Raw genomic sequence first — 21131 nt, forward strand, 5'->3', positions numbered from 1 at the left:
AGCGCGGGCAGAGGGTCGGTGACGGCCTCAGTCGTTGACAGTGACGCGGTCCAGGTGGAGGCCCGCGGCGTAGGAGTCGATCACGACGTTCCCGATGCGGTCGCTCCAGGCAGACTGGTCCTGCCAGTTCCACAGCGGGATGTACGGCAGGTCGCGCAACGCGATGTCCTCCGCCTGCTGGTAGGCCGCGATGGCCTCGGTTCCCTTGGCGGCGTTGCCCTTCGCCACGAGCGCGTCGAACTCGCGGTTGCTCCAGCCCGATCGGTTGCCCGGGTAGTAGAGGCCGTCCAGGTAGTTCTGGATGCTGGGGTAGTCGATCACCCAGTTCTGCCGGAAGGGCCCCTTGTTCCGGCCCTCGTTGAGCAGCGAGGACAGGTCGGCGGGGGCCATCTTGCGGAACCTGACGTCCTGGATGCCGAGGTTGTCCTTGAGCTGATTGGCGACGGAGGTCATCCACTGCTCGTAGGTCGCGTCGGAGTTCGAGAAGTAGAGCTCCAGCGGGCCCTCGAAGCCGCCGGCCTCGTCGAGCAGCTTCTTGGCGGCGGCCGGGTCGTAGGCACAGGTCTTGCCGCACGCCTCGGGGCGGTGGCCGGGGATCATGTCGCCGACGATCGAGGTGGCGGGCTTGTAGACGCCGTTGTAGATGGCCTGGGTGATGCCCTGGCGGTCGATGGCCATGGAGATGGCCTTGCGGATCCGGGGATCCGCGAAGCGGGGGTCCTTCACCGGCAGGCCGAGGTAGTCCATGGTTCCGCTGGGGCGTATGGAGAAGCGGTCTCCGAAAAGGCGCTTGGCCTGCATCGAGTTGGCGGCCGGGACCGTCGTCAGGACGTCCACGTTGCCGGCCTGCAGTTCGGTGAAGGCGGTCTCACGGCTCGTGTAGATCTTGAAGTCGATGCGGTCGGCCATGGCTTCGCGGGGCCCGCCGTAGCCGGGGAACTTCTTCAGCTTGATCTTCTGGTTGCGCTCCCACTGGCCGTCGAGCTGGTAGGGGCCGTTGCCGATCGGCGCGACGTCGAAGGCGTCCGGCTTGGCGACGGCCGCCTTGGGGAGGGGGGCGAAGGCGGGGAAGGACAGCAGCATCGGGAACTGGCCGAAGGGGGCCTTCAGGGTGACCTGCAGGGTCGTCTCATCGACGACCTTGAGCCCCGACAGGGTCCGGGCGGTCGGCTTGGCGCCCTCTTCCGTCGGGTTGAGCGCGTCGTATCCCTTGATCTGGGCGAAGTAGTAGTTGCTGTCCCAGCCGTTCGGCCCGTAGGCGGCGGCGTTCCACGCGTCCGCGTAACTGGCGGCCGTGACCTTCTCGCCGTTGTGGAAGGTGGTGCCGGATCTGAATGTGATGGTCCAGACGACGTTGTCCTCGGTGAGCCAGGAAAGGGCGGCCAGCGGCTTGACGGTGCCGTTCTTCGGGTCGAGAGAGGCGGGCGGGTCGAAGAGCCCCTGCAGAACCTGCAGGGAGTAGCTGCTGGTCGTCCGACCTGGCAGGAGGTGGTCCGGCTCCGTCAGCGCCACCGAGTAGGCGCCGCCGGGCTTGTTGGGCGCGTTGTTCGGCTTCGTCGACTCTGCCGGTCCGCAGGCCGTGCCGACCAGGGTGAGGGTGAGGGCGACCGATGCCGCCAGGGCGGTGGAGCGGGCGGTGTTCATGTGCGCTGTGCTCATTTCGGGAGGGCGGTGAGCAGCCCTGGACGGGGCAGCTGACGGACGGCTCGTGGAGTGAGGCAGGGGCGACACGGTAGGTATGTGGCGGACGGGCGGGCGATCGACAGAATGTCCAGGCTCTTCTCTGCTTCGTGGACATCAGGTCGTTGCCCGCTCGCGCCCTTCGGGCGGAGCATGGCCGGAGGCAGCGGCGAGCGCTTGTCGCCGGGAGCCGACGCCGGTCCACGCGTTCGACAGGGAGCGTTCCCGTTGCGCGACGTGAGCCCCGAAAGCTGAAACAGAAGATACATATGGAGTCTTCGAACGGCCAGAGTTATGGTCGTTACTCCCGCGCGGAGGCCGCGCTCCTCGCGCCCCACCGCCCGGACTCTCTCGACACCCCAAGCGGCACCGTCCCTTGCACAGGCCGAAGTCCCTTCCCCCCGCGGAGGAAGCCATGTCATCGACAGACGCGACCGGATCATCGCTCCGTCCTGAGGTCGACCGCCGAGCCGTGCTCACCGCCCTCGCCGCGGCCGGCTGCACCGCGGCGCTCACCCCCGTCGCAGCTCACGCGGCCGTGCCCTCCGGCCCCGGCTTCAGGAGGCAGATGCGAGGGCTCTGGATCGCGTCCGTTGTCAACATCGACTGGCCGTCCCGCACAGACCTCGACCCCGCCGCGCAACGCGCGGAGTTCGTACGCCTGGCGGACGACGCCCTCGCCCTGGGTTTCAACGCCCTGTTCGTGCAGATCCGGCCGACAGCCGACGCGTTCTGGCCCTCGCCCTTCGAACCCTGGTCTCAGTGGCTCACCGGTACGCAGGGGCGGGACCCGGGATACGACCCGCTGGCCTTCATGGTCGAGACGGCCCACCAGCGGGGCCTCGCCTTTCACGCGTGGTTCAACCCCTACCGGGTGTCGATGCAGGCAGACCCGTCCGCACTCGACCCCCAGCACCCGGCCCGCACGCATCCGGAGTGGACCCGGTCCTACGGCGGCAAGCTCTACTACGACCCCGGCGTGCCCGCCGCCCGGCGCTTCTGCCAGGAAGCCATGCTCGACGCCGTCCGGCGCTACGACATCGACGGCGTGCATTTCGACGACTACTTCTACCCGTACCCGATAGCGGATTCGGACTTCCCCGACGAGGAGACGTTCCGCGAATACGGGACGGGCTGCCCGGACAAGGCCGCCTGGCGTCGCTCGAACGTGGACCTCATGGTCCGTGAGATGCGAGACGCCGTACGCGCCATCCGCCCGAACGCCCTCTTCGGCATCAGCCCTTTCGGTGTCTGGCGCAATGCCACGACGGATCCGCGCGGGTCACGAACCGCCGCCTTCCAGTCCTACGACGGTCTGCACGCAGATACCCGGGGCTGGGTGAAGCAGGGTTGGCTGGACTACATCGCGCCTCAGGTGTACTGGCACATCGGACTGCCGGTGGCCGACTACGGGGCCCTCGCACCGTGGTGGGCCGAGGTCGTCAGGGGCACGGACACCGAGCTGTGGATCGGGCAGGCGGTCTACAAGTCCGGGGCGGCCGGCCAGCCGGCGCCCTGGCAGGACGGCAAGGAACTCACGCGCCACCTGACCCTCAACGCCACGCTTCTCGAGATCGGTGGCGACCTGTTCTTCAGCGCCAAGGACGTCCTGACGGATCCCGTCGGGGACTTCACCGCCATGCGGCTGGCCCATTGGAGGGAGCCGGTGCTGGGCCCACTGCCCAGCCGTCTGGACAGGCGGCCCCGCCCGGCCCGGCCCGTCGTGACGGTCCAGCGAGAATCCTCCACCGGTGCTGCCGTCCTCCGCGTCTCCGCCGGGGCGCCGACCAACGGCCACAGCCCCTTCCGGTACGCGATACACCGCTTCCCGGCATACCCCGGCCACCATCCTGAGGCCGGACGCGACACCCTGGTCGCGGTGGTACCCGGCGGGAAGGTAACCACCTACCACGACGCCGGAGCTCCGGCCGGATGCTGGTACGCGGTGGCAGCCGTGGACCGCGTCCAGCTTCACGGCAGGCTGTCTCGCCCCGCGCGCTGACATCGCCGATCAGGACCGACCGCCGCCGACGCCGGGGGCGGTCGGTGGCATGCCCGCTTCCGTCTGACGGTCTTCGAAGCGGCCCTGGACATATGGTCGACAGGCCGAACCGCTTCGTGGACCATGCGTCCCATGCCTCTCACCGTTCGCGACCTGTTGGCCATCCCCTCCCTTCGACTCCGCCTGGTGGCGGGGAGTTCGGGACTCGGCCGGGTCATCGAGGCAGCGCACGCCACCGAGAACATCCGTCCCGCGTCCTGGCTCGAGGGCGCCGAAGTGGTGATGACCAGCTGTCTGCTGCTGTCGGGCGACGAGAGCGACTGTGCGGCGTACGTCGAAGAGCTCAGTGCCGGAAAGGCAGCCGCCCTCATCGTGGGGGTGGGCCCCGGCCTTCCCCTGCAGACCGTGCCGGCCGCCTTGGCCCACCATGCCGAACTGGCCGGGATGCCCGTGCTCACGGCGCCGCCGGGCGTCGCGTTCGCCGCCGTCACCAAAGCCGTGTTCGCCGCCCGCGCGTCCGAGGAGCGACGCCTGCTGGAGAAGACCCTTCGCACCCAGCGCCGCCTGTCCTCCGCGGCAGCCTCCGGCGACGGACTGAAAGGACTGCTTTCGTCCTGGTTCCAGGCGGTGCACTCAGGCGTCGCCGTCTGCGATGCCTCAGGACGGCTGCTCGGCTCGGCAGGGACCGACGGACAAGAGCTCCTGACGAACGCCGCCCCGGTGATCGAGACCGTCGCACTGCACGGGCTCCGGGGAAGCGGCGGCGCCGACCTGCCCTGCGGAAGACTGGTCGTGCAGCCACTCGGCACCACCAGGCTGCGCGGCTTCCTCATCCTGCTGAACGCCGACTCGGCGGAAGCACGGCTGCTCATCAGCGTCCTGGTCTCCCTGCTCTCGGTCGAACTGGAGCGCCGCCACCTGGCGGATGAGCCCCAACGCCGTCGCCGGGCGGCCCTTCTCGCCCGACTGTTCCAGAACGACATCACGGCCGAACAGGCGCGCTCCCTGCTGCAGACCGCCGGCGTTCCCTCCTCCACCATTCGGGCCGTGGCCGTGCTCGCCGCCGGCGAGCCGGTCGAGCTCGCGGCGGACCTCGCCCTGGCCGTGCCGGGAGGACTGGCACGCGTGACCGGCGGCAGGGTGGAGATGGTCGTCTCGGAAGACCTGGACACCGCGGCGGTGCTCCGGCGCTTCGCTCCGGGCCGTCCGGCGGGGATCGGCCCGGCGGTCGCCCCCCAGTACGCAGCGCTCTCCATGCGCCAGGCGCTCGCCCTCCTGTCCTCCAGTGCGGAGCTGGGGCGTCCTGTCAGCGCCTCCGAGGCCGGGTCCGTCAGGCTCCTGCTCAGCCTCGGAAATCCCGCGACGCTGGCCGCGTTCGCCGACACGGTGCTGGCGCCGCTCGACGCGGCCGACCCCGGAGGAGAGCTCATCGAAACCCTCCGGGTCTGGCTCGAGACAAACGGCTCCTGGGCCGAGACCTCCTCCCTGCTCGGCCTGCACCGGCACACCGTCCAGAACCGCATCGAAAAGGTCGCCAGGCTGACGGGACGGCAGCAGGACCGTGCCGAAGACCGGGTGGACCTGTGGCTGGCGCTGACCGCACGTGCGGTGGGAACGCCCCTCCCTCATCAGCAGAGATACCGGAACGCCCTCCCCACACAGGGCTAAACAGTCCAAGCACTCTGCGGCCGGATCGACATCCCGTCCATTTCAAGACAGTCGGCCTGGTTCCTACCGTACGGCTGCCGACCACACTCCCAGCGAGCGGCCACGATGCTCCGGCCTCCCGGAGTACCCGTTCCGCGTCGAGGTCACCGAGGTCGGCAACCGTACGAGCAGAGGGGACCGTCCATGTTCTCGGCATCCGCCGTCTCCACCACGCACCGCTTCCGCAACAGGGACACGCGAGCAATGGTCACCACGCTCGTCGCGGTCCTGCTCCTCGGGCTGCTCTCCGCTGTCCCGGCCCACGCGGCCGTTCCGGACTGGCCGCTGCTGCAGAAGGGAGCGACCGGGAACAACGTCGCCAGCCTCCAGTTCCTCCTCCGCCAGCAAGGGAAGGGCGTCAGCGCCAACGCCGAGTACGACGCACAGACCAGAAGCGCCGTGATCTCCTACCAGCAGAGCCAAGGGCTCGCTGCCGACGGAATCGTCGGCCCGGCCACCTGGAGCAGGCTCGTGGTCCCCCTCGCTCCCGGTTCCACCCAGGCGAACGCCGTCCGCGCTCTGCAGTTCCAGCTCCGCAAGCACGGGTACGTCCTCGCTGCCGACGGTGCCTTCGGGGAGCAGACGAGCGCCGCGGTCCAGAACTACACGGCGCAGCACCAGCTCACCGGGGGAACCACGGTGGACATCGCCACCTGGCGGCATCTGCTCGCCTCGACCCCTGGATCCGGCCCCCTGGGAACGTACGCCTTCGTCATTCCCCGTACGGCTGTCTTCGACGGTCGCGAAAGCCTCCTGTGGCCGCACCATGACTACCCGGCCGCCGACATCGCGGTCGAGACGGGTACGCCCGCCTACGCCATCACGTCGGGCACCGCCCGCCTCAACGGCGGACTGGACGACTCCTGCGGCCTTGGCGTGGCGATCGACGGCGACGACGGCGTCAGCTACCAGTACTGCCACCTCGACAGCCGCGACGTGGAGACCGGAGCCCGCGTGACAGCCGGTCAACTGGTCGCCCACACAGGCAACACGGGCAACTCCACCGGCCCCCATCTCCACTTCGGCATCTTCCGGCAGGGTGTGTCCGTCTGCCCCCAGCAACAGATTCTCGCTCTGTACGACGGCGTCACTCCGCCCTCTCCGTGGACCCTTCCCGCGACAGGCTGCACCTCCTGACTCCGAGGGCGGCCGATCCGAGCGATCGCCCTCCGTGCTCCCCCGGGGGGGGAGCTGGACCCGCCTCTCGAAGGGAGAGCCAGTGACCACGGAAACCGCACCTCACCGCCGGGCCCGCGCGGAGATCGACCTGGGTGCGCTGCGACACAACGTCCGGGCGCTCCGCGGCGGCATCGCACCCCACGTCCAGCTGATGGCCGTGGTCAAGGCCGACGGGTACGGTCACGGCGCCCTCCGCTGTGCCCGGGCGGCGCTCGCCGCGGGTGCCTCCTGGCTGGGCACGGCCACGCCTCACGAGGCACTCGCCCTGCGGGCCGCGGGCATCACCGACGTACCCGTACTGTGCTGGCTGTGGGCCCCGGGCGATCCGTTGGCTCGCGGTATCAAGGCCGGGCTCGACATATCGGTGAGCGCCCGGTGGGCCCTCGACGAGGTACGCGCGGCGGCTCGGGCCACCGGGAGGCCCGCCCGCATCCAGCTCAAAGCGGACACAGGGCTGGACCGCAACGGCTGCCGGCCCGCCGACTGGCCTCGGCTCGTCGGCGAGGCGCTGGAGGCGCAGGGGGACGACCTGGTCAAGGTCACCGGCCTCTGGTCGCACCTGGCCTGCGCCGACGTACCCGGCCACCCTTTGAACGCCACGCAGGTGGACACCTTCCGCTCGATGGTCGAGCAGGCGGAGAGGGCAGGGATCGAGCCCGAGGTTCGGCACCTCGCCAACTCGGCGGCGACCCTGACCCTCTCCGAGGCCCACTTCGACCTGGTCCGGGCAGGCATCGCCCTCTACGGACTCTCGCCCGGACCCGACATCGGCACGCCTGCCCGCCTCGGACTGCGGCCGGCGATGTCGCTGAAGGCGAGCACGGCCCTGGTGAAGCACCTGCCGGGCGGCCACGGCGTGTCGTACGGACGGCACCATGTCACCCGGGACGAGACGACCGTGGGACTGATCCCTCTCGGGTACGCGGACGGGATCCCCCGGCACGCCTCGGGCCGCGGCCCCGTTCTCATCGGGGACGCCATCCGCCAGGTGGCCGGGCAGGTAGCCATGGACCAGTTCATGGTCGACCTCGGCGGCGACACCCCGGATCCGGGCTCGCCCGCCGTCCTCTTCGGACCCGGAAGCCGGGGCGAACCGACGGCCCAGGACTGGGCCGAGGCGGCCGACACCATCGTGTACGACATCGTCACCCGTATCGGGACGCGCGTTCCCCGCGTGTACGTGAACGGCGGAGACGAACACCCCACGCCCTGACCCTCGGACGGCGCGCCCTCGACACCGCCCACGCGCGTGCCTCTCCTGCACAGCACCGAGGACGACGGGCGCGCTGCCACCACGTCACCAGGTTCGCCGGACCCCAGATCCCTCCTTCACGCGGGGCATCCGCGCCGAAGGACCGTTCCTTCTCAACCAGGAGATCAGCATGAAGGTCCGTTCCGTCATGACCGCGCTGGCACTCGTCACCGGTGCCCTGTTCGCTCCCGGATTCGGCGTTCTCACCGCCACCGTCGACGCCCACGCCGTCACCAAGATCAGTCACGCCACCGCCGCGTCGATGTTCAGCGCCTCCGGGATCACCTGGTCGTCCTCCGGCAACTGTTCCGACCGGAACGACCCCACCTGCACGTCCTTCGAGCAACTCAACCTCGCCACCGCCCAGGGCGCGCAGACCCTCAAGAGCGCGAGCTCCTGTGCCCTCACCATCACGGGCGGCACGGAGACGGGTCACGCGAGCGGCACGTACTCCCACTGGAACGGCTACAAGCTCGACTTCGGCAAGGCCAAGTGCCTGGCCACGTACATCCAAGGCAACTTCACCTACATCGGCCTGCGCGGTGACGGGGCCCCGCAGTGGCAGTCCGGCGCCGGCAACGTCTACGCCGACGAAGGGAACCACTGGGACGTGACCTTCTACAACTGCGGCGGCTGCTGACCGCCTCCTCCGTCCGCCAGATGCGCGCGGGGCGGGCCGGCGGCCGAACCCGCCGCCTGCCCACTGCCGGACACACCGTTCGCCGGCAGCCGGGCCCAGCCTGCCTGCCACGCGTTCCGGAAGCGATCGCCAGAGCGATACGCACTCCATCGCGCCCCGCCCCTGACGAACAGCGCGCACGCCTACCCCCTCGCCGTGGACGGCCGGTACGGACCAGGCTCCGACGCGGCCTGCCGGGACACGGCGCCCCCGAGACCATCATGGCTCGGGGGCGTCGCCGTCCGCTGACGGAAGGGGATCCGACGGGGGTGGGCAGACTCCGTAATAGCCAGTACATTTACACTTCGAAGCTCCATGATCTGAAACGTGTGAGGCCGGATTACGCGGCCTGTCCGACTGCGCTCAACTCTCGGCGCAACCCGCCGCAGAAGGGAAAGCCATGAGTTCCACGCTGGCCGACGAGATCCGCAGTCGGCTCGGAGAGCTGAGCCCTGCCGAACGCAAGGTCGCGCGCATCCTCCTGGCGGGGTACCCCGCCGCGGTCTTCGAGACCGTCGCCACCATCGCGGAGCGGGCCGGCGTGTCCGCACCCACGGTCCTGAGGTGCGCCTCGCGACTCGGGTACAAGGGTTTCCCCGACCTGCAGGCTGCCCTTCGCAAGGAGCTCGACGCGCGCAACGCCTCCCCCATCACCCTGTACACCGCCGCCGAGCCGGCGGAGCAGCGGGCGACGGCGTCCCAGGAGGGCTCCTTCGCCGCGCACCTCGGGGAACGGTCGGCGCTCGTACGGCAGGCAGTGTCGCAGACTTTCGACGAGGTGGCGCCGCGCGAGTTCGAGGACGCCGTGAGCCTCCTCGGCGATCCCAAGCGGCGGGTGCACCTGGCCGGAGGACGCTTCACGCACCTTCTCGCCGAGTATCTGGGGCTGCATCTGATGCAGTTCCGCGATCAGGTGAGCCTCCTCCCCCACAAGGACGTGGAGCGGACGTCTTTCCTCACTCAGCTCGGCCGTCGTGACGTCACGGTCCTTTTCGACTACCGGCGCTACGAGGCCGACAAGACACTGATCGCCGAACTGGCCCGGGAACGGGGCGGCAGAGTCATCGTGTTCACCGACCCGTGGCTCTCCCCCGCCGCCGCCCACGCGGATGTCGTTCTCATCACCCAGGTCAACTCGGACTCGCCCTACGACAGCCTGACCCCCGCGATGGCGATCGTCGAGTCGCTCGTCGCCGCCGTCCTGGACCGTGTCGGCGGCGACGGCCACGAACGCATGAAGGAAGCCGAGAGGATCGCCCGGCGCACCGGACTCCTGTGAGGGACCGTTCCGCACTGGCGCGTCACGACGGCGGCGGCGGTCGGCCCCGGCAGACGGCAGAAGGCCTCGTGTCGGTGCCTGCTCGCCGACAGCGGAGGATCAGTCGAGCGCTCCGTTGACGGTGGCCTCGGTGATCGCGATGTTCGGGACCCGGTACTTGATGAGGACCTTGCCGTACGTACCGTCGTCCATGAGGGACTGCAGGGCGGCCCGTATGGCTTCCGTGAGGCCCGGCTGGTCCTTCGAGACGCCGATGCCCATCGGGGAGGCGCTGTACTCGCCCACGGCCTTGCGTCCTGTCACCGTGGAGAACGACGTGCCGCCGTCCGCGGTGCTCGCTACGTACGCGGCGGTGACCTCGTCCAGGTAGTCGGCGACTACCTTGCCGCTGCGGAGCGCCAGTTGGGCCTCCGAGTCCTTCGAGAACGCAAGGATCTTCATGGGCGGAAGACCTTTCGCCTTGCACAGTTCCTGATGCTTCTGCAGCAGCTTCTGATGGTTGGTTCCGGTCTGCACCCCGACCGGCTTGCCGCATACGTCTGTCACTACGGTGATCTTCTCGGGGTTCCCCTTCGCCACGAGCCATCCGGGGCCGGCATTGAGGTAGTCGACGAAGTCCACCGCATTCTGCCGGGCCTTCTTGTCCGTCATGGCTGACATGACGGCGTCGAACCTCCCTGCCTGGACGGCGGGGAGGATCCCGTCGAACTTCTGCGGCGCGAAGTGGAACCTGACTCCCAGGCGGGCGCCCAGGGCCTGGCCGAGGTCGTGGTCGATGCCGGTGATCCGGGTGCTCCCCTCCTTGGCGTACATCTCGAAGGGAGGGTAGGGAACATCGGTGGCGACCCGGACCGTCCCCGCGGCTCGGACGGCCGGCGGCAGCATGCCGTAGAGCCTCGAATCCGGCTTGACCGTCAGGCCGGGGAGGACCTCCGCCGGGCCGGCCATACCGGACCGGTCCGGGGCGGGGGACGTCGTGTCGGACGGGCCGGCACAACCGGAACCGAGCGCGGTGAGAACAGCGAGTGCGGCCACCGTGGGGAAGGGGCGAACGGACATGGAACGGCCTTTCTCGGGGGTGAGGGTCGGGCGGCTGAGCAGCGGAAGCGGGGCGAGCCGGGTCGCGGTGGCTGAGTGCGCTGCCCCCGCTGCGGATGTCGCCGTGGTCGGGGAGGGCGGGCGGAGCCGGTCCACCGCGGTGCGCTGGCTCCGCCGCTGGTTCATCGGCCGGGCGCGACGTCGATCTGCAGGGCGACGAGCGTTCGGGCGGTGGCGCCGTCGCCGGTGAAGGCGGCGAAGCCTCGTGCCTTCGTGAAGGTCACGGTGAACTGCGGGTCGGTTTCGAAGGTCGTCGCGGTCGCGCGGTCCTGACCTCGCGTCGACGCGAGGGCTCGGGCCGTGGTCCGGAAGGAATACGCGGTGCCGTCAGGGTTCGCGGCGGAGTAGAAGATGTCGCCGTTGGCCGGCACTGCCGTCGTGGCCGTGGGCGTCAGCGCCTGCTTCCCGGCGGCGACCCGGGCCTTCCAGGTGCGGGTGTCGTACTGGTCGCCGTCGGTGAGGTAGCTGTACCGCGCCTTGCGGAGGGTCCAGCCGCGGGCGGATGCCTGGGCGCGGGCCTGACGCAGGTCGAGGACGGCCACCCCGTTGGGTCCGAGGACGGTCACCTGCTCGTCGCGTGTGCCGGGGCGGTCGACGACCAGGGCGGTGTTCTCGTCAAGGGCGTAGACGCGGTCGTGCCCGGTGTCGGAGGCGAGTCGCAGTGCGCGGCCTTCGCGTCCGTAGGCGCCCGTGTGGGTGTCGATGAGTCCGGAGCGGAGGAAGCCGAACCCTCCCCGGGGGAGGTAGCCGAGTCGGGCCGGGTCGTCGAAGTAGCCGGGTGCGCTGCCGCCGCGGAGGGCCTCGTAGGACTCGCCGCCGCTGACCATGTCGGGGCCGGAGGCGATCTGGGCGCCGGCTGAGGAGCCGGAGACGACGGCACCATGGGCGAGCTTGGCACGGATGGCGGCGAGGACCTTGGAGTCCTTCTGCCGGTCGCCCCGCAGGAGGGTGGTGACGTAGCGGTACTGGTCGCCGCCCCCGAAGAAGAAGCCGGTCATGGATTCGACCTGGGCGACGACGGCGTCGGAGTCCGCGTTCATCACGTGGTCGATGTCGAGGGGGATCCACTGGGCGTCCGCGGCGCCGTGCCGCTTGAAGAGGTCGGCGTAGTAGGCGCCGTTGCAGGCGGAGTTGCTGCACAGGGCGGGGTCGTCGGCGTGGGGGTCCTGGCTCTCGGGTACGGAGGCGGCGGTGATGACGCCGATGCGGGCCTCAGGACCACCGGCCCGCTTGATGATCTCCCCGTACACCTGGGCGTTGTTCTCCTTGAGGCCTCCGCCGATCAGGACGAGGGAGCCAGCGTGGACCTGGGACGGCCGGAGGTCGGCCTGGGCGGGGGAAGCGATGGTGAGGAGTGCGGCGGCGAGACCGCCGGCGAGGACGGTGCGGCGCGTGGCGGACGGGATGCGCAAGGGTGCCTCCGGCTGCGGGTGGTGGGGTGAGGGTCTTCCGTGGTGTACGAGCCGGGCCGACAGGCGCGTACGGGGAAGCCGGTGAGGGCCGTGTCGACCTTGCCGGGTCGACAGGCGCTCACGGCGGAGGAGGGAAACCGTCCTCCGCCGTGCGGCGGCTGGTCAGGGGGTACCGGCGTCGCCGAGGGAGGCGATCAGGTCGGCGAGTACGGCGACGCGCTGGGGCACGCTGGTGGTGTCGAGCCACTCCCTGGGGGTGTGGTCGGCTCCTCCCACGGGTCCCAGTCCGTCGAGGACGGGAACTCCGGTGCCGGCGATGAGGTTGGCGTCTCCCACTCCACCGGTCGCCGCGGCGCCGAGCTCGATGCCGGCCGCGAGGGCAGCGCGGCGCGCGTGCTCGAGCATGCGCCGGGACGCGGAGGTGTCCTCCATGGGCGGGCAGAGGTCGAGCTGCTCGACCTCGACGGTGACACCGGGTACGCCGGGGTGGTCTGCGGCTTCCTGGATGGCCCGGGTGACGCGCTGGATGTCGGTCGTCGTGGCGGCGCGGACCTCGATGCGCAGTTCGGCGTCAGGGCAGACGATGTTGGCGCGGGTGCCAGCCCGGACTACGCCGACGTTGACGGTCACGTCGTCCCAGTGGCCGTTGAGGGCCTGGATGGCGACGGTGAGGTGGGCGGCGGCGAGGGCGGCGTTCGCTCCGCGCTCGGGCTCGATGCCTGCGTGGGCGGCCCGGCCGGTGACGGTGAGGCGGAAGTCCGCGACGCCCTTACGGGCGATGACGACGTCGCCGTTCTCCCGGGCACATTCGAGGCCGAGTCCGTAGTGCACCGACTTGGCGGTGCTCTCGATCAGGGGGCGGCTGGCTGGGGAGCCGATCTCCTCGTCGGGAGTGGCGAGGAAGACCAGCTCGTCGTAGGCCTCGATGCCGTGCTCGCCGAGGATCTCCAGGGCGGTGAGACCGGCGAGCAGACCGCCCTTGTCGTCGCTGACCCCCGGTCCGTACGCCGTGGAGCCGTCGATGCGGAAGGGCCGGTCGGCGGCGGTGCCGTCCTCGAAGACCGTGTCCATGTGGCCGGCGAGAAGGATCCTGCGGCCTCCCGCCGCTTCGGGGAGTCCGCCCCGTCTGCGGCCGATGAGAGCGTCGCCGGTCCGCCGGCCGTCGGGCGAGGGGGGGAAGCTGACGCGTTCGACGTCGAATCCGAGCTGCTCGAGGCGGCGCTCGACCCAGTCGGCCACTTCGTTGACACCGTCGGCGCTGTAGGAACCGGAGTCGATGGAGACGAGCTGTTCGAGGTCTCCCAGGTAGCGGGGGCGCCGGGTCTGGGCCAGGTGCAGGAAACGGTCGAGCCTCTCCCGCCGGCGGGTGGGGGCGCTCACAGGACCTTGGACAGGAAGGCGCGGGTGCGCTCCTGCTCCGGGTGAACGAGCACCTGTCGGGGGTCGCCCGCTTCCACGACGACGCCCTCGTCCATGAAGACGGCGGTGTCGCCGACCTCGCGGGCGAAGCCGATCTCGTGGGTCACGACGACCATCGTCATGCCGTCGGCGGCGAGCTGCCGCATCACATCGAGGACGTCCCCGACGAGCTCGGGGTCCAACGCGGAGGTCGGCTCGTCGAAGAGCATCAGCTTGGGCTTCATGGCGAGTGCGCGGGCGATCGCCACGCGCTGCTGCTGCCCGCCGGACAGCTGGGCGGGATAGTGCTCGGCCCGGTCTCCGAGGCCGACCCGTTCGAGCAGGGCATGGGCCTGCTCGCGGGCTTCCTTCTTGGGGACCCCCGCAACCTTGACGGGGGCTTCCATGACGTTGTCGAGGGCGGTCATGTGCGGGAAGAGGTTGAACCGCTGGAAGACCATGCCGATGTCCCGTCGGCGGTCGGCGACCTCGCGTTCGCGCAGTTCGTGGAGCGCGTTGCCGTGCTGGCGGTAGCCGACGAGCTCGCCGTCGACGGCGAGCCGACCGCCGTCGACCTTCTCCAGGTGGTTGATACAGCGCAGGAAGGTGGACTTCCCCGAACCCGAGGGTCCGAGCAGACAGCAGACCTGGCCGCGATCGACGGTGAGGTCGATGCCCTTGAGGACCTCCAGCCTTCCGAAGTGCTTGCGGACGCCTTCGGCCCGCACCATCGGGGTGCTCATCGGCTCTGCTCCTTGGTGTTCTTGCCGAGTCGCTCCACGGTTCCGCCGAGCAGCCGGCGGAACGGCGAGGCGTGTCCGGCGCGGCTGGTCCCGCGTCCGTAGCGCCGTTCCAGCCACGCCTGGGGCACGCTGAGGAGGGTGACGAGAGCCAGGTACCAGATACTGGCGACCACCAGCATGGGGATGACCTGGTAGTTCTGGGCGTACACGTCCTGGATGTTGGACATCAGGTCGTGGGCGGAGATGACCGAGACGAGGGCGGTCATCTTGAGCATGTTGATGGTCTCGTTGCCCATGGGCGGAATGATCACGCGCATGGCCTGGGGCAGGACGATCCTGCGCATGGTCAGCGCGGGACGCATGCCGAGCGAGTGCGCGGCCTCGGCCTGCCCGGGATCGACCGACTGGATACCGGCGCGGACGATCTCCGAGGCGTAGGCCGCCTCGTTGAGCCCGAGGGCGAGCAGGGCAGCGACCGCCGGTGTCAGCAGGGTGTTCGTCTCGGCCTGGAAGAACGTGACATCCGTGAAGGGGATACCGATCTTCACGTACTTGTACAGGGCAGCGGCGTACCCCCAGAAAATGATCTGAACGAGGAGCGGGGTGCCGCGGAACACCCAGACGAACGCGTTGGCGAGGCCGTACAGCACGGGACTCGAGGAGAGCCGCATGACGGCGACGAGCGTCCCCAGCCCCAGGCCGAGAAGCATGGCGGCGGCGGTCAGCCAGAGCGTGGTGCTCAGGCCGTCGAAGATGAGGTCGGCGAACAGGTAGTCGCCGACGATGTCCCAGTGCAGGTTGTCGTTCTTGGCGAGGGAGCCGACGAGACCGACGAGGGCTGCCAGTGAGGCGACCGCGGCGATCCAGCGTCCGTAGTTGCGGACGGGGACGACCTCGAGTTCTTGCACGCTCGAGGCGTTCACGGAGGGGCTCTTGGTGTCGATCATGTTTAGTCGACCGCCGCGTTCTTGGTGGCCTTGGAGACGGCGATCGTCGCGACACCGTACTTGTTGTAGATGTGGACGAGGTCGCCGTCGTCGATGAGGGCCTGCAGCGCTTGCGCGATCGCCTCCGTCAGTTCGGGGAGCTGCTTGCTGACGGCGATTCCGTTGGGCGAGGCGTTGTAGCCGCCCGGCGCGGCGGGGTCCTCGACCAGGTCGAAGGTCGTACCGTTGCCCGCCGTCTTGGCGACCCAGCCGGCGGCGGGCTTGGTCAGGACCTGGGCGACCACCTTCCCGGCGCGCAGCGCGAGCTGGGCGTCGGAGTCCTTGGGGAAGGTCTGGATGTCGATTTCCGCCTTGCCCGCCTTCGCGCAGGCGGCCTGGTGGGACTTGAGGAGATCGAGCTGATTGGTCGCCGTCTGTACGGCGACCTTGCGCCCGCACAGGTCGTCCAGGGTGGTCACCTTCGCCGGGTTGCCGTCGGCGACCAGGACGCCGGAGCCGGACTGCGAGTAGTCGACGAAGTCGACGACCTTCTGGCGGTCCTTGTTGTCGGTGATGGCCGACATCGCGGCATCGAACTTGCCGGCCTGGATGGCGGGGACGATGCCGTCGAACTTCTGCGGGGTGAAGGAGAACTTCACGCCGAGCTTCGCGCCGAGCGCCTGGCCCAGGTCGTAGTCCAGACCCGTGAGGGTGCTCTCGCCCTCCTTCACGAACATCTCGAAGGGCGGGTACGGCACGTCGGTCGCGACGCGGACCTCACCGGCCTTCTTGATCTTCTCCGGGAGGAGGTCGTGCAGGGCCGGGTCCTTGACGAGCTCTTTTCCGGCGACGACGACCTTGCCGGAGGGGGCGGCGGCGTCGTCGCCTCCGCAGGCGGACAGGGACGCGAGCATGAGGGCCGCCGCGGCGGCTGCCGCTGTGGGGCGAGCGAAGCGAGTGTTCATCACGTGGAACCTCTCGGTGATTTTCTGCCGACGGAATCTGGCCGCCAGGCACAGCAGCGAAGTTACAGAGCAACGAGTTCGTTGGCTAGATGTAAGTCTCATTACGTTCACGTAACGCGTGACGAGCAACTCAACTTGCGTTTATTTTGGGTGATTTGGGCATGCTGTTTCCGGAAAGGAAGATCCGTTATGACTGAACTTCGCCTTACATCTATCGGCGAGTGCTCGTTACTTGTATGTTCCGCTACCAACCGCGGTGCTCACCTCATCGGGTAGCCGCGGCATCGGTCAATCCCATGCCTTGGAGCGCAGATGCACCTCCGTTCACTCAGATTCGCGTCGGCAGGCGTCGTCCTGACCGCGATGGCCTCCGCGCTGATCGCACAGCAGGCCGCGCACGCGGCGGCCGAGAGGATCCGGCTCGGCAGCCCCTCGGACGTCACCCGGGCCTCGTGGAACGGCCCGGCCTTCACGATGAACGGCGCCGGCGCCGTCGTCCCCGCTTCGATGACCCGGGCCATCGACGAGATCCGAGGCGGTAACGGAGCGCTCGACGTCGTCGTTCTGTCGGGTTCGGCGCCGACATCGGGAAGCAAGACCCCCGAGTGCGACACGATCACCGCGCTGCCCGGGGTCAACTCCTGCACGACGTGGACGCTCACGGCCGCCAACGACGGCAACAACAGTCAGGTCAACGCGGACGTCCGAAACTCCGAGTTCGTCTACTTCTCGGGTGGCGACCAGTGTCGGTACACCGCCTGGAAGGGGACCGCTCTGGAGGCGTCCATCGAGTCGGTCGTCGCCAAGGGCGGCGGTTCCGGCGGTGGCAGCGCAGGGCATCACATCAACAGCCCCATCGTCTACGACGCGTGCAACGGCAGCGTCACCAGCGCCGAGGCCCTCGCCAACCCGTACGACCGGTACATCAGCTTCACCACCGGGATGCTCGAGTGGCCGAACTACGGCGGGGTCATCAACGACTCCCATTTCGTCACCCGTGACCGGATGGGCCGCACCATGTCCTTCCTCGCCCGTGCGGTGAAGGACGGTCTCGCCCCCGGCGGCGCGGCGTGGGGCGTCGGCGTGGAGGAGGGCGGCGGCTCCCTGTTCCTCGACCGCAACGGCATGGCGACCCAGTACGGCAAGGACGCCTACGTCGTCCTCGCCGACCACCAGCCCGAGCAGGCCGTAGACCGCAAGCCACTGACCTACTCGGGCTTCAAGATCTGGCGCCTCACGCCCGGCTCGACGTTCGACTTCAAGAACCGTCCGACCTGCGGCTACTACCTCCGCAGCGTCACCAACGGAGTCGCCGACCCCAATCTCTACAGCGGCACTCCCGTGACCGACTGCGGCAGCCAGGGCGGCGGGGCCGCACTGGCCGAGAGCGAGCCGAACGACACCCGCGACACGGCGGACGACGCCACCGCCCTGGCCTCCCCGGGCTCCCTGACCGGCGGCATGAAGTCGACCAGTGACCGCGACTACTTCAAGCTGAGCCTGTCCTCGGGCCAGACGGCCTCCGTGACCTGCGCCGTCCCCTCCGCCTACGACGCAGACCTGTACTGGCTCGACGCGAACGGCAGCACCCTGACCCGCTCCGTCAACAACGGCTCCGGCACCGACGAGGCCCTCACCTTCACCCGCACCGCCTCCGGCACGGACACCTACTACCTCGAGATGGAGGCGTACAGCGGCTCCGGCACCGCTGCCTACAACTGCACCGTCACAAAGAGCTGAGATCCCCGGAACCCTGTGGCCGGGCCGTGCGCGGCCCGGCCACAGGGTTCTCCCTGTCATCCCACACCCGCCTGTCGGGATCCGATGCGGGCGCCCGCGCGTCAGGCAGGATGCGCGAGCCGCCACGGGTCGAGCAGGGCGGAAAGCTCCTCGTCGGAGACGAGCCCGCTGCCGGCCGCCAGTTCGCGCACCGGTACGCCGGTCGCCTGACACATCCGGGCCAAGGCCGTGGCCTGCTGGTATCCGATCACCGGGTTGAGGGCGGTGGCGAGACCCGAGCTGCTCTCGACGAGGGCGCGCAGACGCTCCTCGTCGGCCTCGATGCCTTCCACGCAGCGCTCGGCGAGCAGCCGACACGCGGCCTGCATCCGGTTCGCCGACTTCAGCAGGTGATGGACGATCAGGGGCTCGAAGGCGTTCAGCTGGAGCTGACCGGCCTGCGCCGCCGCGCAGACCGCGGCATCGGCCCCCACCACGTCGAAACAGACCTGAGTGACCGCCTCGGGAATGACGGGATTGACCTTGCCGGGCATGATGCTCGAACCGTCCTGCAGCTCCGGAAGCCGGATCTCGCCGAGGCCGGCGCGGGGCCCCGAGGCGAGAAGCCTGAGGTCGTTGCAGATCTTCGTCAGCCGCAGAGCGAACTGCTTCAGCGCGCCGGAGAGCCGGATGAACGCCCCCACCCCCTGTGTACTCTCCACCAGGTCCCGGGCCGGTCTGACCGGCACCGAGGATACGGAGGCCAGGTGCGTCACCGCCAGGTGGGCGAAGCCAGGGTCCGCGTTCAGCCCGGTACCGATCGCGGTCCCTCCGAGGTTGACCTCCAGGAGGGCCTCTGCGGCGAGCCCGATGAGCTCGGCGTCGTCCCGCACGGTCAGGGCGAACGCGTCGAACTCCCGCCCGAGCGTCATGGGCACGGCGTCCTGCAGCTGGGTGCGGCCCAGCTTGACGGTCTTCGCGAACGCCCCTCCCCGTTCGGCGAAGGCGTTGCGCAGTACGGTCATCGCGTCCAGCAGACGCCCCGTGGCCGTGTACAAGGCGAGCTTCGCCGCAGTGGGGTACACGTCGTTGGTGCTCTGCGAGCGGTTCACATCGTCATTGGGGTGCAGGGCCGCGTAGCTGCCGCGCTCGTACCCCATGAGTTCGAGGGCCCGGTTGGCGATCACCTCGTTGGCGTTCATGTTGGCCGACGTACCCGCACCCCCCTGGAAGACGTCCACGACGAACTGGTCGTGCAGGCGGCCCTCACGGATCTCACGGCATGCCCTTGCGATGGCAGTGGCCTTCTCCTCGGGAAGCGTCGCCAGGTCCGAGTGAGCGAGCGCAGCCGCCTCCTTCACGGCCGCGAGAGACACGACGAGCTCGGGATGCGATGAGAGAGGAAGGCCGGTGAGCGGAAAGTTCTCCAGGGCGCGCAGGGTGTGGATGCCCCAGTAGACGTCGGCCTCCACTTCCCTGTCTCCGATGAGGTCGTGCTCTTCGCGCTGCATACGGGGCCCCTCCCCTTGGACGATCGGGTTCGATGAAACCCAGCAAAGTATCAACCATTACAGAGTGGCCTTGCAAGAGCACGAACGTTTAAGGCGTTACATCTCGCAGGACAATCGCGCCGGCACCGCGACGTAGCCCGACCCCCGCGGCACCGTCGACGCCGGACTCTGGAGCGACCGCGCCGGTCGGGCGGCATGCCGGCCTCAGCGCATGGCCCGGAGCAACGTGGCGAGAGCCGCTGCGATCTCCACTGGATCCGGGGGCAGGGTGATGACCGCGTCGGCATGGCTCCAGTCGGCCAGCCATGCGTCCTGTGGCCGTCCGATCAGAAGCAGGACCGGTGGGCACTGGAAGATCTCGTTCTTGATCTGCCGGCACACGCCCATCCCACCGGCGGGAACCGCCTCTCCATCCAGCACGCAGGCGTCGATGGGAACCGTTTCCAAGGTCAGCAGGACCGCGGAAAGAGTCGCGCACTCGACGAACCCGACCGGCGGCACGTCGGGCGCGGGCCTGCGGCCGACAGCCAGGCGCACCTGCGCCCGCACGCCGGCGTCACTGCTGTACAGAAGGACTGAGGCGGTCGAGGACATGGCTTCTCCGGGTGCTCGGCCAACGAAGACGGACCGGATCCATGGCCGCCCGCCGGCCGCCGGAAAGTCCGGATGTTCATATCTGCATATATAGGGTATTCGGATATGTTCGGGACCAACCGGGCATCGACTCCGTTCGTACGGGGTGGATACGTGATGTCACACGGCGGTGAGAACCGATGGCTCAATGCAAGATCCCCGACTACCGCACCGGCCATCGCGGTCGGCACTGGACGCACGCCCTGCGCTGCGCGCAGAAGAACGGAGCGGTCATCGTCGCCGACGAGACCGGGGAGCCCGTGCGCTACGCCCACGAGGCCTCCGGGCCCGGTCGTTTCAGGCCCTGGACCACCGAGGCAGGATCCCGCTACGACAGCCACGACGTCCACCCCGAGTGGTGACGAGCGGGCATGCACAGGCACGGCCGTGAGCCCACCTTTCTTCGCTCACGCATGCGAAGTTCTCCGGGCTCCGTCGGTGGCGCTTCGTCGGACCGGCCCGCACCGGCGTGGAAGGCCTGAAGCCCGCGCCGCTCGACTGCCGGCGACAAGCCTGGGGTTTGAGTGCGGTGATCGGGAGCAGGCGTCGCTCAAGACCAATCCGGTTCCATACAGGAGGAGGTCCCGATGTCGGGCACGGAGAAGAGCAAGGCACACCTCGAGCAGGCCAAGGGCAAGGCCAAGGAGACCGTGGGCCGTACGGTCGGCAACGAACGGCTGACTGCCGAAGGTGTCACGGACCAGGCCAAGGGCAAGGCGCGTGAGGCCAAGGAAGACGTCAAGGACGAATTCCGACGCTGACAGCCCGCCGTCACGCCCGCTGGGCCCCGACCTGAGGGACAGGTCGGGGCCCAGCGGGCGTGACGGCGGGCGCACCGCCTGCGTTCGACGGCAGACGCTTCCACGGCAGGCCGTCCGGTGCCCCCGTCGTACGGATCGCCGGAACAGACGTGCTCATGGGGTGGGTGAGGGTGGGCGGCCCGGCGCT

At 69.3% G+C, this 21131-nt stretch carries 18 protein-coding genes; 9 read left to right on the top strand and 9 right to left on the bottom strand.

Features of this window, described 5'->3' with window-relative positions; genetic code table 11:
• Positions 1-27: 27 nt before the first annotated feature.
• Positions 28-1659 (bottom strand): peptide ABC transporter substrate-binding protein, encoded by a 1632-nt coding sequence (locus OG392_RS00975; RefSeq protein WP_329274370.1) that lies wholly within the window; start codon positions 1657-1659, stop codon positions 28-30.
• A gap of 436 nt (positions 1660-2095) precedes the next feature.
• On the opposite strand from OG392_RS00975, the gene OG392_RS00980 reads away from it, so the two are divergent.
• From OG392_RS00980 to OG392_RS01005, 6 genes are all read left to right on the top strand, one after another.
• The gene (locus OG392_RS00980; protein ID WP_329274372.1) at positions 2096-3682 is read left to right on the top strand and encodes a glycoside hydrolase family 10 protein; all 1587 of its coding nucleotides are present in this window, start codon (positions 2096-2098) and stop codon (positions 3680-3682) included.
• A 132-nt stretch (positions 3683-3814) separates the two neighbouring features.
• Positions 3815-5350: a PucR family transcriptional regulator gene (locus OG392_RS00985; protein WP_329274375.1), complete on the top strand. Its 1536-nt coding sequence runs from the start codon at positions 3815-3817 to the stop codon at positions 5348-5350.
• A gap of 183 nt (positions 5351-5533) precedes the next feature.
• Positions 5534-6526, top strand: coding sequence for a peptidoglycan DD-metalloendopeptidase family protein (locus OG392_RS00990; RefSeq protein ID WP_329274377.1), 993 nt, complete (start codon positions 5534-5536; stop codon positions 6524-6526).
• Positions 6527-6608: 82 nt separating this feature from the next.
• A complete protein-coding gene (gene alr, locus OG392_RS00995; RefSeq protein ID WP_329274380.1) occupies positions 6609-7781 on the top strand; it encodes an alanine racemase in 1173 nt (390 codons plus the stop codon).
• A gap of 169 nt (positions 7782-7950) precedes the next feature.
• Positions 7951-8460, top strand: coding sequence for a hypothetical protein (locus OG392_RS01000; RefSeq protein ID WP_329274384.1), 510 nt, complete (start codon positions 7951-7953; stop codon positions 8458-8460).
• Between the two features lie 439 nt (positions 8461-8899).
• The gene (locus tag OG392_RS01005; protein ID WP_329274387.1) at positions 8900-9778 is read left to right on the top strand and encodes a MurR/RpiR family transcriptional regulator; all 879 of its coding nucleotides are present in this window, start codon (positions 8900-8902) and stop codon (positions 9776-9778) included.
• 99 nt (positions 9779-9877) lie between these two features.
• Here the strand turns inward: OG392_RS01005 and OG392_RS01010 are convergent, their stop codons facing one another.
• The 6 genes from OG392_RS01010 to OG392_RS01035 all read right to left on the bottom strand — a co-directional run bounded on the left by OG392_RS01010 (position 9878) and on the right by OG392_RS01035 (position 16320).
• Positions 9878-10837: an ABC transporter substrate-binding protein gene (locus OG392_RS01010; RefSeq protein WP_329274390.1), complete on the bottom strand. Its 960-nt coding sequence runs from the start codon at positions 10835-10837 to the stop codon at positions 9878-9880.
• A 161-nt stretch (positions 10838-10998) separates the two neighbouring features.
• Positions 10999-12288: a cyanophycinase gene (locus OG392_RS01015; RefSeq protein WP_329274392.1), complete on the bottom strand. Its 1290-nt coding sequence runs from the start codon at positions 12286-12288 to the stop codon at positions 10999-11001.
• A gap of 162 nt (positions 12289-12450) precedes the next feature.
• Complete coding sequence (locus OG392_RS01020) at positions 12451-13668, bottom strand: M20 family metallopeptidase (RefSeq protein WP_329274394.1); 1218 nt, start codon at positions 13666-13668, stop codon at positions 12451-12453.
• Positions 13665-14417: an amino acid ABC transporter ATP-binding protein gene (locus OG392_RS01025; protein ID WP_329287001.1), complete on the bottom strand. Its 753-nt coding sequence runs from the start codon at positions 14415-14417 to the stop codon at positions 13665-13667. The genes OG392_RS01020 and OG392_RS01025 overlap by 4 nt, the downstream gene beginning before the upstream one ends.
• A gap of 8 nt (positions 14418-14425) precedes the next feature.
• Complete coding sequence (locus OG392_RS01030) at positions 14426-15376, bottom strand: amino acid ABC transporter permease (RefSeq protein WP_443054644.1); 951 nt, start codon at positions 15374-15376, stop codon at positions 14426-14428.
• A 2-nt stretch (positions 15377-15378) separates the two neighbouring features.
• Positions 15379-16320: an ABC transporter substrate-binding protein gene (locus OG392_RS01035; protein ID WP_329274398.1), complete on the bottom strand. Its 942-nt coding sequence runs from the start codon at positions 16318-16320 to the stop codon at positions 15379-15381.
• Between the two features lie 312 nt (positions 16321-16632).
• On the opposite strand from OG392_RS01035, the gene OG392_RS01040 reads away from it, so the two are divergent.
• On the top strand, positions 16633-18060 hold the full coding sequence (locus tag OG392_RS01040) for a hypothetical protein (RefSeq protein WP_329274400.1): 1428 nt from the start codon (positions 16633-16635) through the stop codon (positions 18058-18060).
• Between the two features lie 101 nt (positions 18061-18161).
• On the opposite strand, the gene OG392_RS01045 is transcribed toward OG392_RS01040, so the two are convergent.
• Together OG392_RS01045 and OG392_RS01050 are read right to left on the bottom strand one after the other, a co-directional pair.
• Positions 18162-19550: an aspartate ammonia-lyase gene (locus OG392_RS01045; protein WP_329274403.1), complete on the bottom strand. Its 1389-nt coding sequence runs from the start codon at positions 19548-19550 to the stop codon at positions 18162-18164.
• A 204-nt stretch (positions 19551-19754) separates the two neighbouring features.
• Entirely contained in the window at positions 19755-20144 is a 390-nt protein-coding gene (locus tag OG392_RS01050) for a hypothetical protein (protein ID WP_329274405.1), read from the bottom strand.
• 179 nt (positions 20145-20323) lie between these two features.
• On the opposite strand from OG392_RS01050, the gene OG392_RS01055 reads away from it, so the two are divergent.
• Both OG392_RS01055 and OG392_RS01060 read left to right on the top strand, forming a co-directional pair.
• Positions 20324-20545 (top strand): hypothetical protein, encoded by a 222-nt coding sequence (locus OG392_RS01055; protein ID WP_329274408.1) that lies wholly within the window; start codon positions 20324-20326, stop codon positions 20543-20545.
• Between the two features lie 225 nt (positions 20546-20770).
• Positions 20771-20944 (top strand): CsbD family protein, encoded by a 174-nt coding sequence (locus tag OG392_RS01060; protein ID WP_329274410.1) that lies wholly within the window; start codon positions 20771-20773, stop codon positions 20942-20944.
• The last annotated feature ends 187 nt before the right edge of the window (positions 20945-21131 follow it).

Source organism: Streptomyces sp. NBC_00691 (genome assembly GCF_036226665.1).
In the GTDB taxonomy this organism is placed as follows: Bacteria; Actinomycetota; Actinomycetes; order Streptomycetales; family Streptomycetaceae; genus Streptomyces.

Bases quoted from the DNA above. Each gene is read 5' to 3' on its own strand.
- OG392_RS00975 (WP_329274370.1), bottom strand. From the start codon at position 1,659: ATGAGCACAGCGCACATGAACACCGCCCGCTCCACCGCCCTGGCGGCA.
- OG392_RS00980 (WP_329274372.1), top strand. From the start codon at position 2,096: ATGTCATCGACAGACGCGACCGGATCATCGCTCCGTCCTGAGGTCGAC.
- OG392_RS00985 (WP_329274375.1), top strand. From the start codon at position 3,815: ATGCCTCTCACCGTTCGCGACCTGTTGGCCATCCCCTCCCTTCGACTC.
- OG392_RS00990 (WP_329274377.1), top strand. From the start codon at position 5,534: ATGTTCTCGGCATCCGCCGTCTCCACCACGCACCGCTTCCGCAACAGG.
- OG392_RS01000 (WP_329274384.1), top strand. From the start codon at position 7,951: ATGAAGGTCCGTTCCGTCATGACCGCGCTGGCACTCGTCACCGGTGCC.
- OG392_RS01005 (WP_329274387.1), top strand. From the start codon at position 8,900: ATGAGTTCCACGCTGGCCGACGAGATCCGCAGTCGGCTCGGAGAGCTG.
- OG392_RS01010 (WP_329274390.1), bottom strand. From the start codon at position 10,837: ATGTCCGTTCGCCCCTTCCCCACGGTGGCCGCACTCGCTGTTCTCACC.
- OG392_RS01025 (WP_329287001.1), bottom strand. From the start codon at position 14,417: ATGGTGCGGGCCGAAGGCGTCCGCAAGCACTTCGGAAGGCTGGAGGTC.
- OG392_RS01030 (WP_443054644.1), bottom strand. From the start codon at position 15,376: ATGATCGACACCAAGAGCCCCTCCGTGAACGCCTCGAGCGTGCAAGAA.
- OG392_RS01035 (WP_329274398.1), bottom strand. From the start codon at position 16,320: ATGAACACTCGCTTCGCTCGCCCCACAGCGGCAGCCGCCGCGGCGGCC.
- OG392_RS01040 (WP_329274400.1), top strand. From the start codon at position 16,633: ATGCACCTCCGTTCACTCAGATTCGCGTCGGCAGGCGTCGTCCTGACC.
- OG392_RS01045 (WP_329274403.1), bottom strand. From the start codon at position 19,550: ATGCAGCGCGAAGAGCACGACCTCATCGGAGACAGGGAAGTGGAGGCC.
- OG392_RS01050 (WP_329274405.1), bottom strand. From the start codon at position 20,144: ATGTCCTCGACCGCCTCAGTCCTTCTGTACAGCAGTGACGCCGGCGTG.
- OG392_RS01055 (WP_329274408.1), top strand. From the start codon at position 20,324: ATGGCTCAATGCAAGATCCCCGACTACCGCACCGGCCATCGCGGTCGG.
- OG392_RS01060 (WP_329274410.1), top strand. From the start codon at position 20,771: ATGTCGGGCACGGAGAAGAGCAAGGCACACCTCGAGCAGGCCAAGGGC.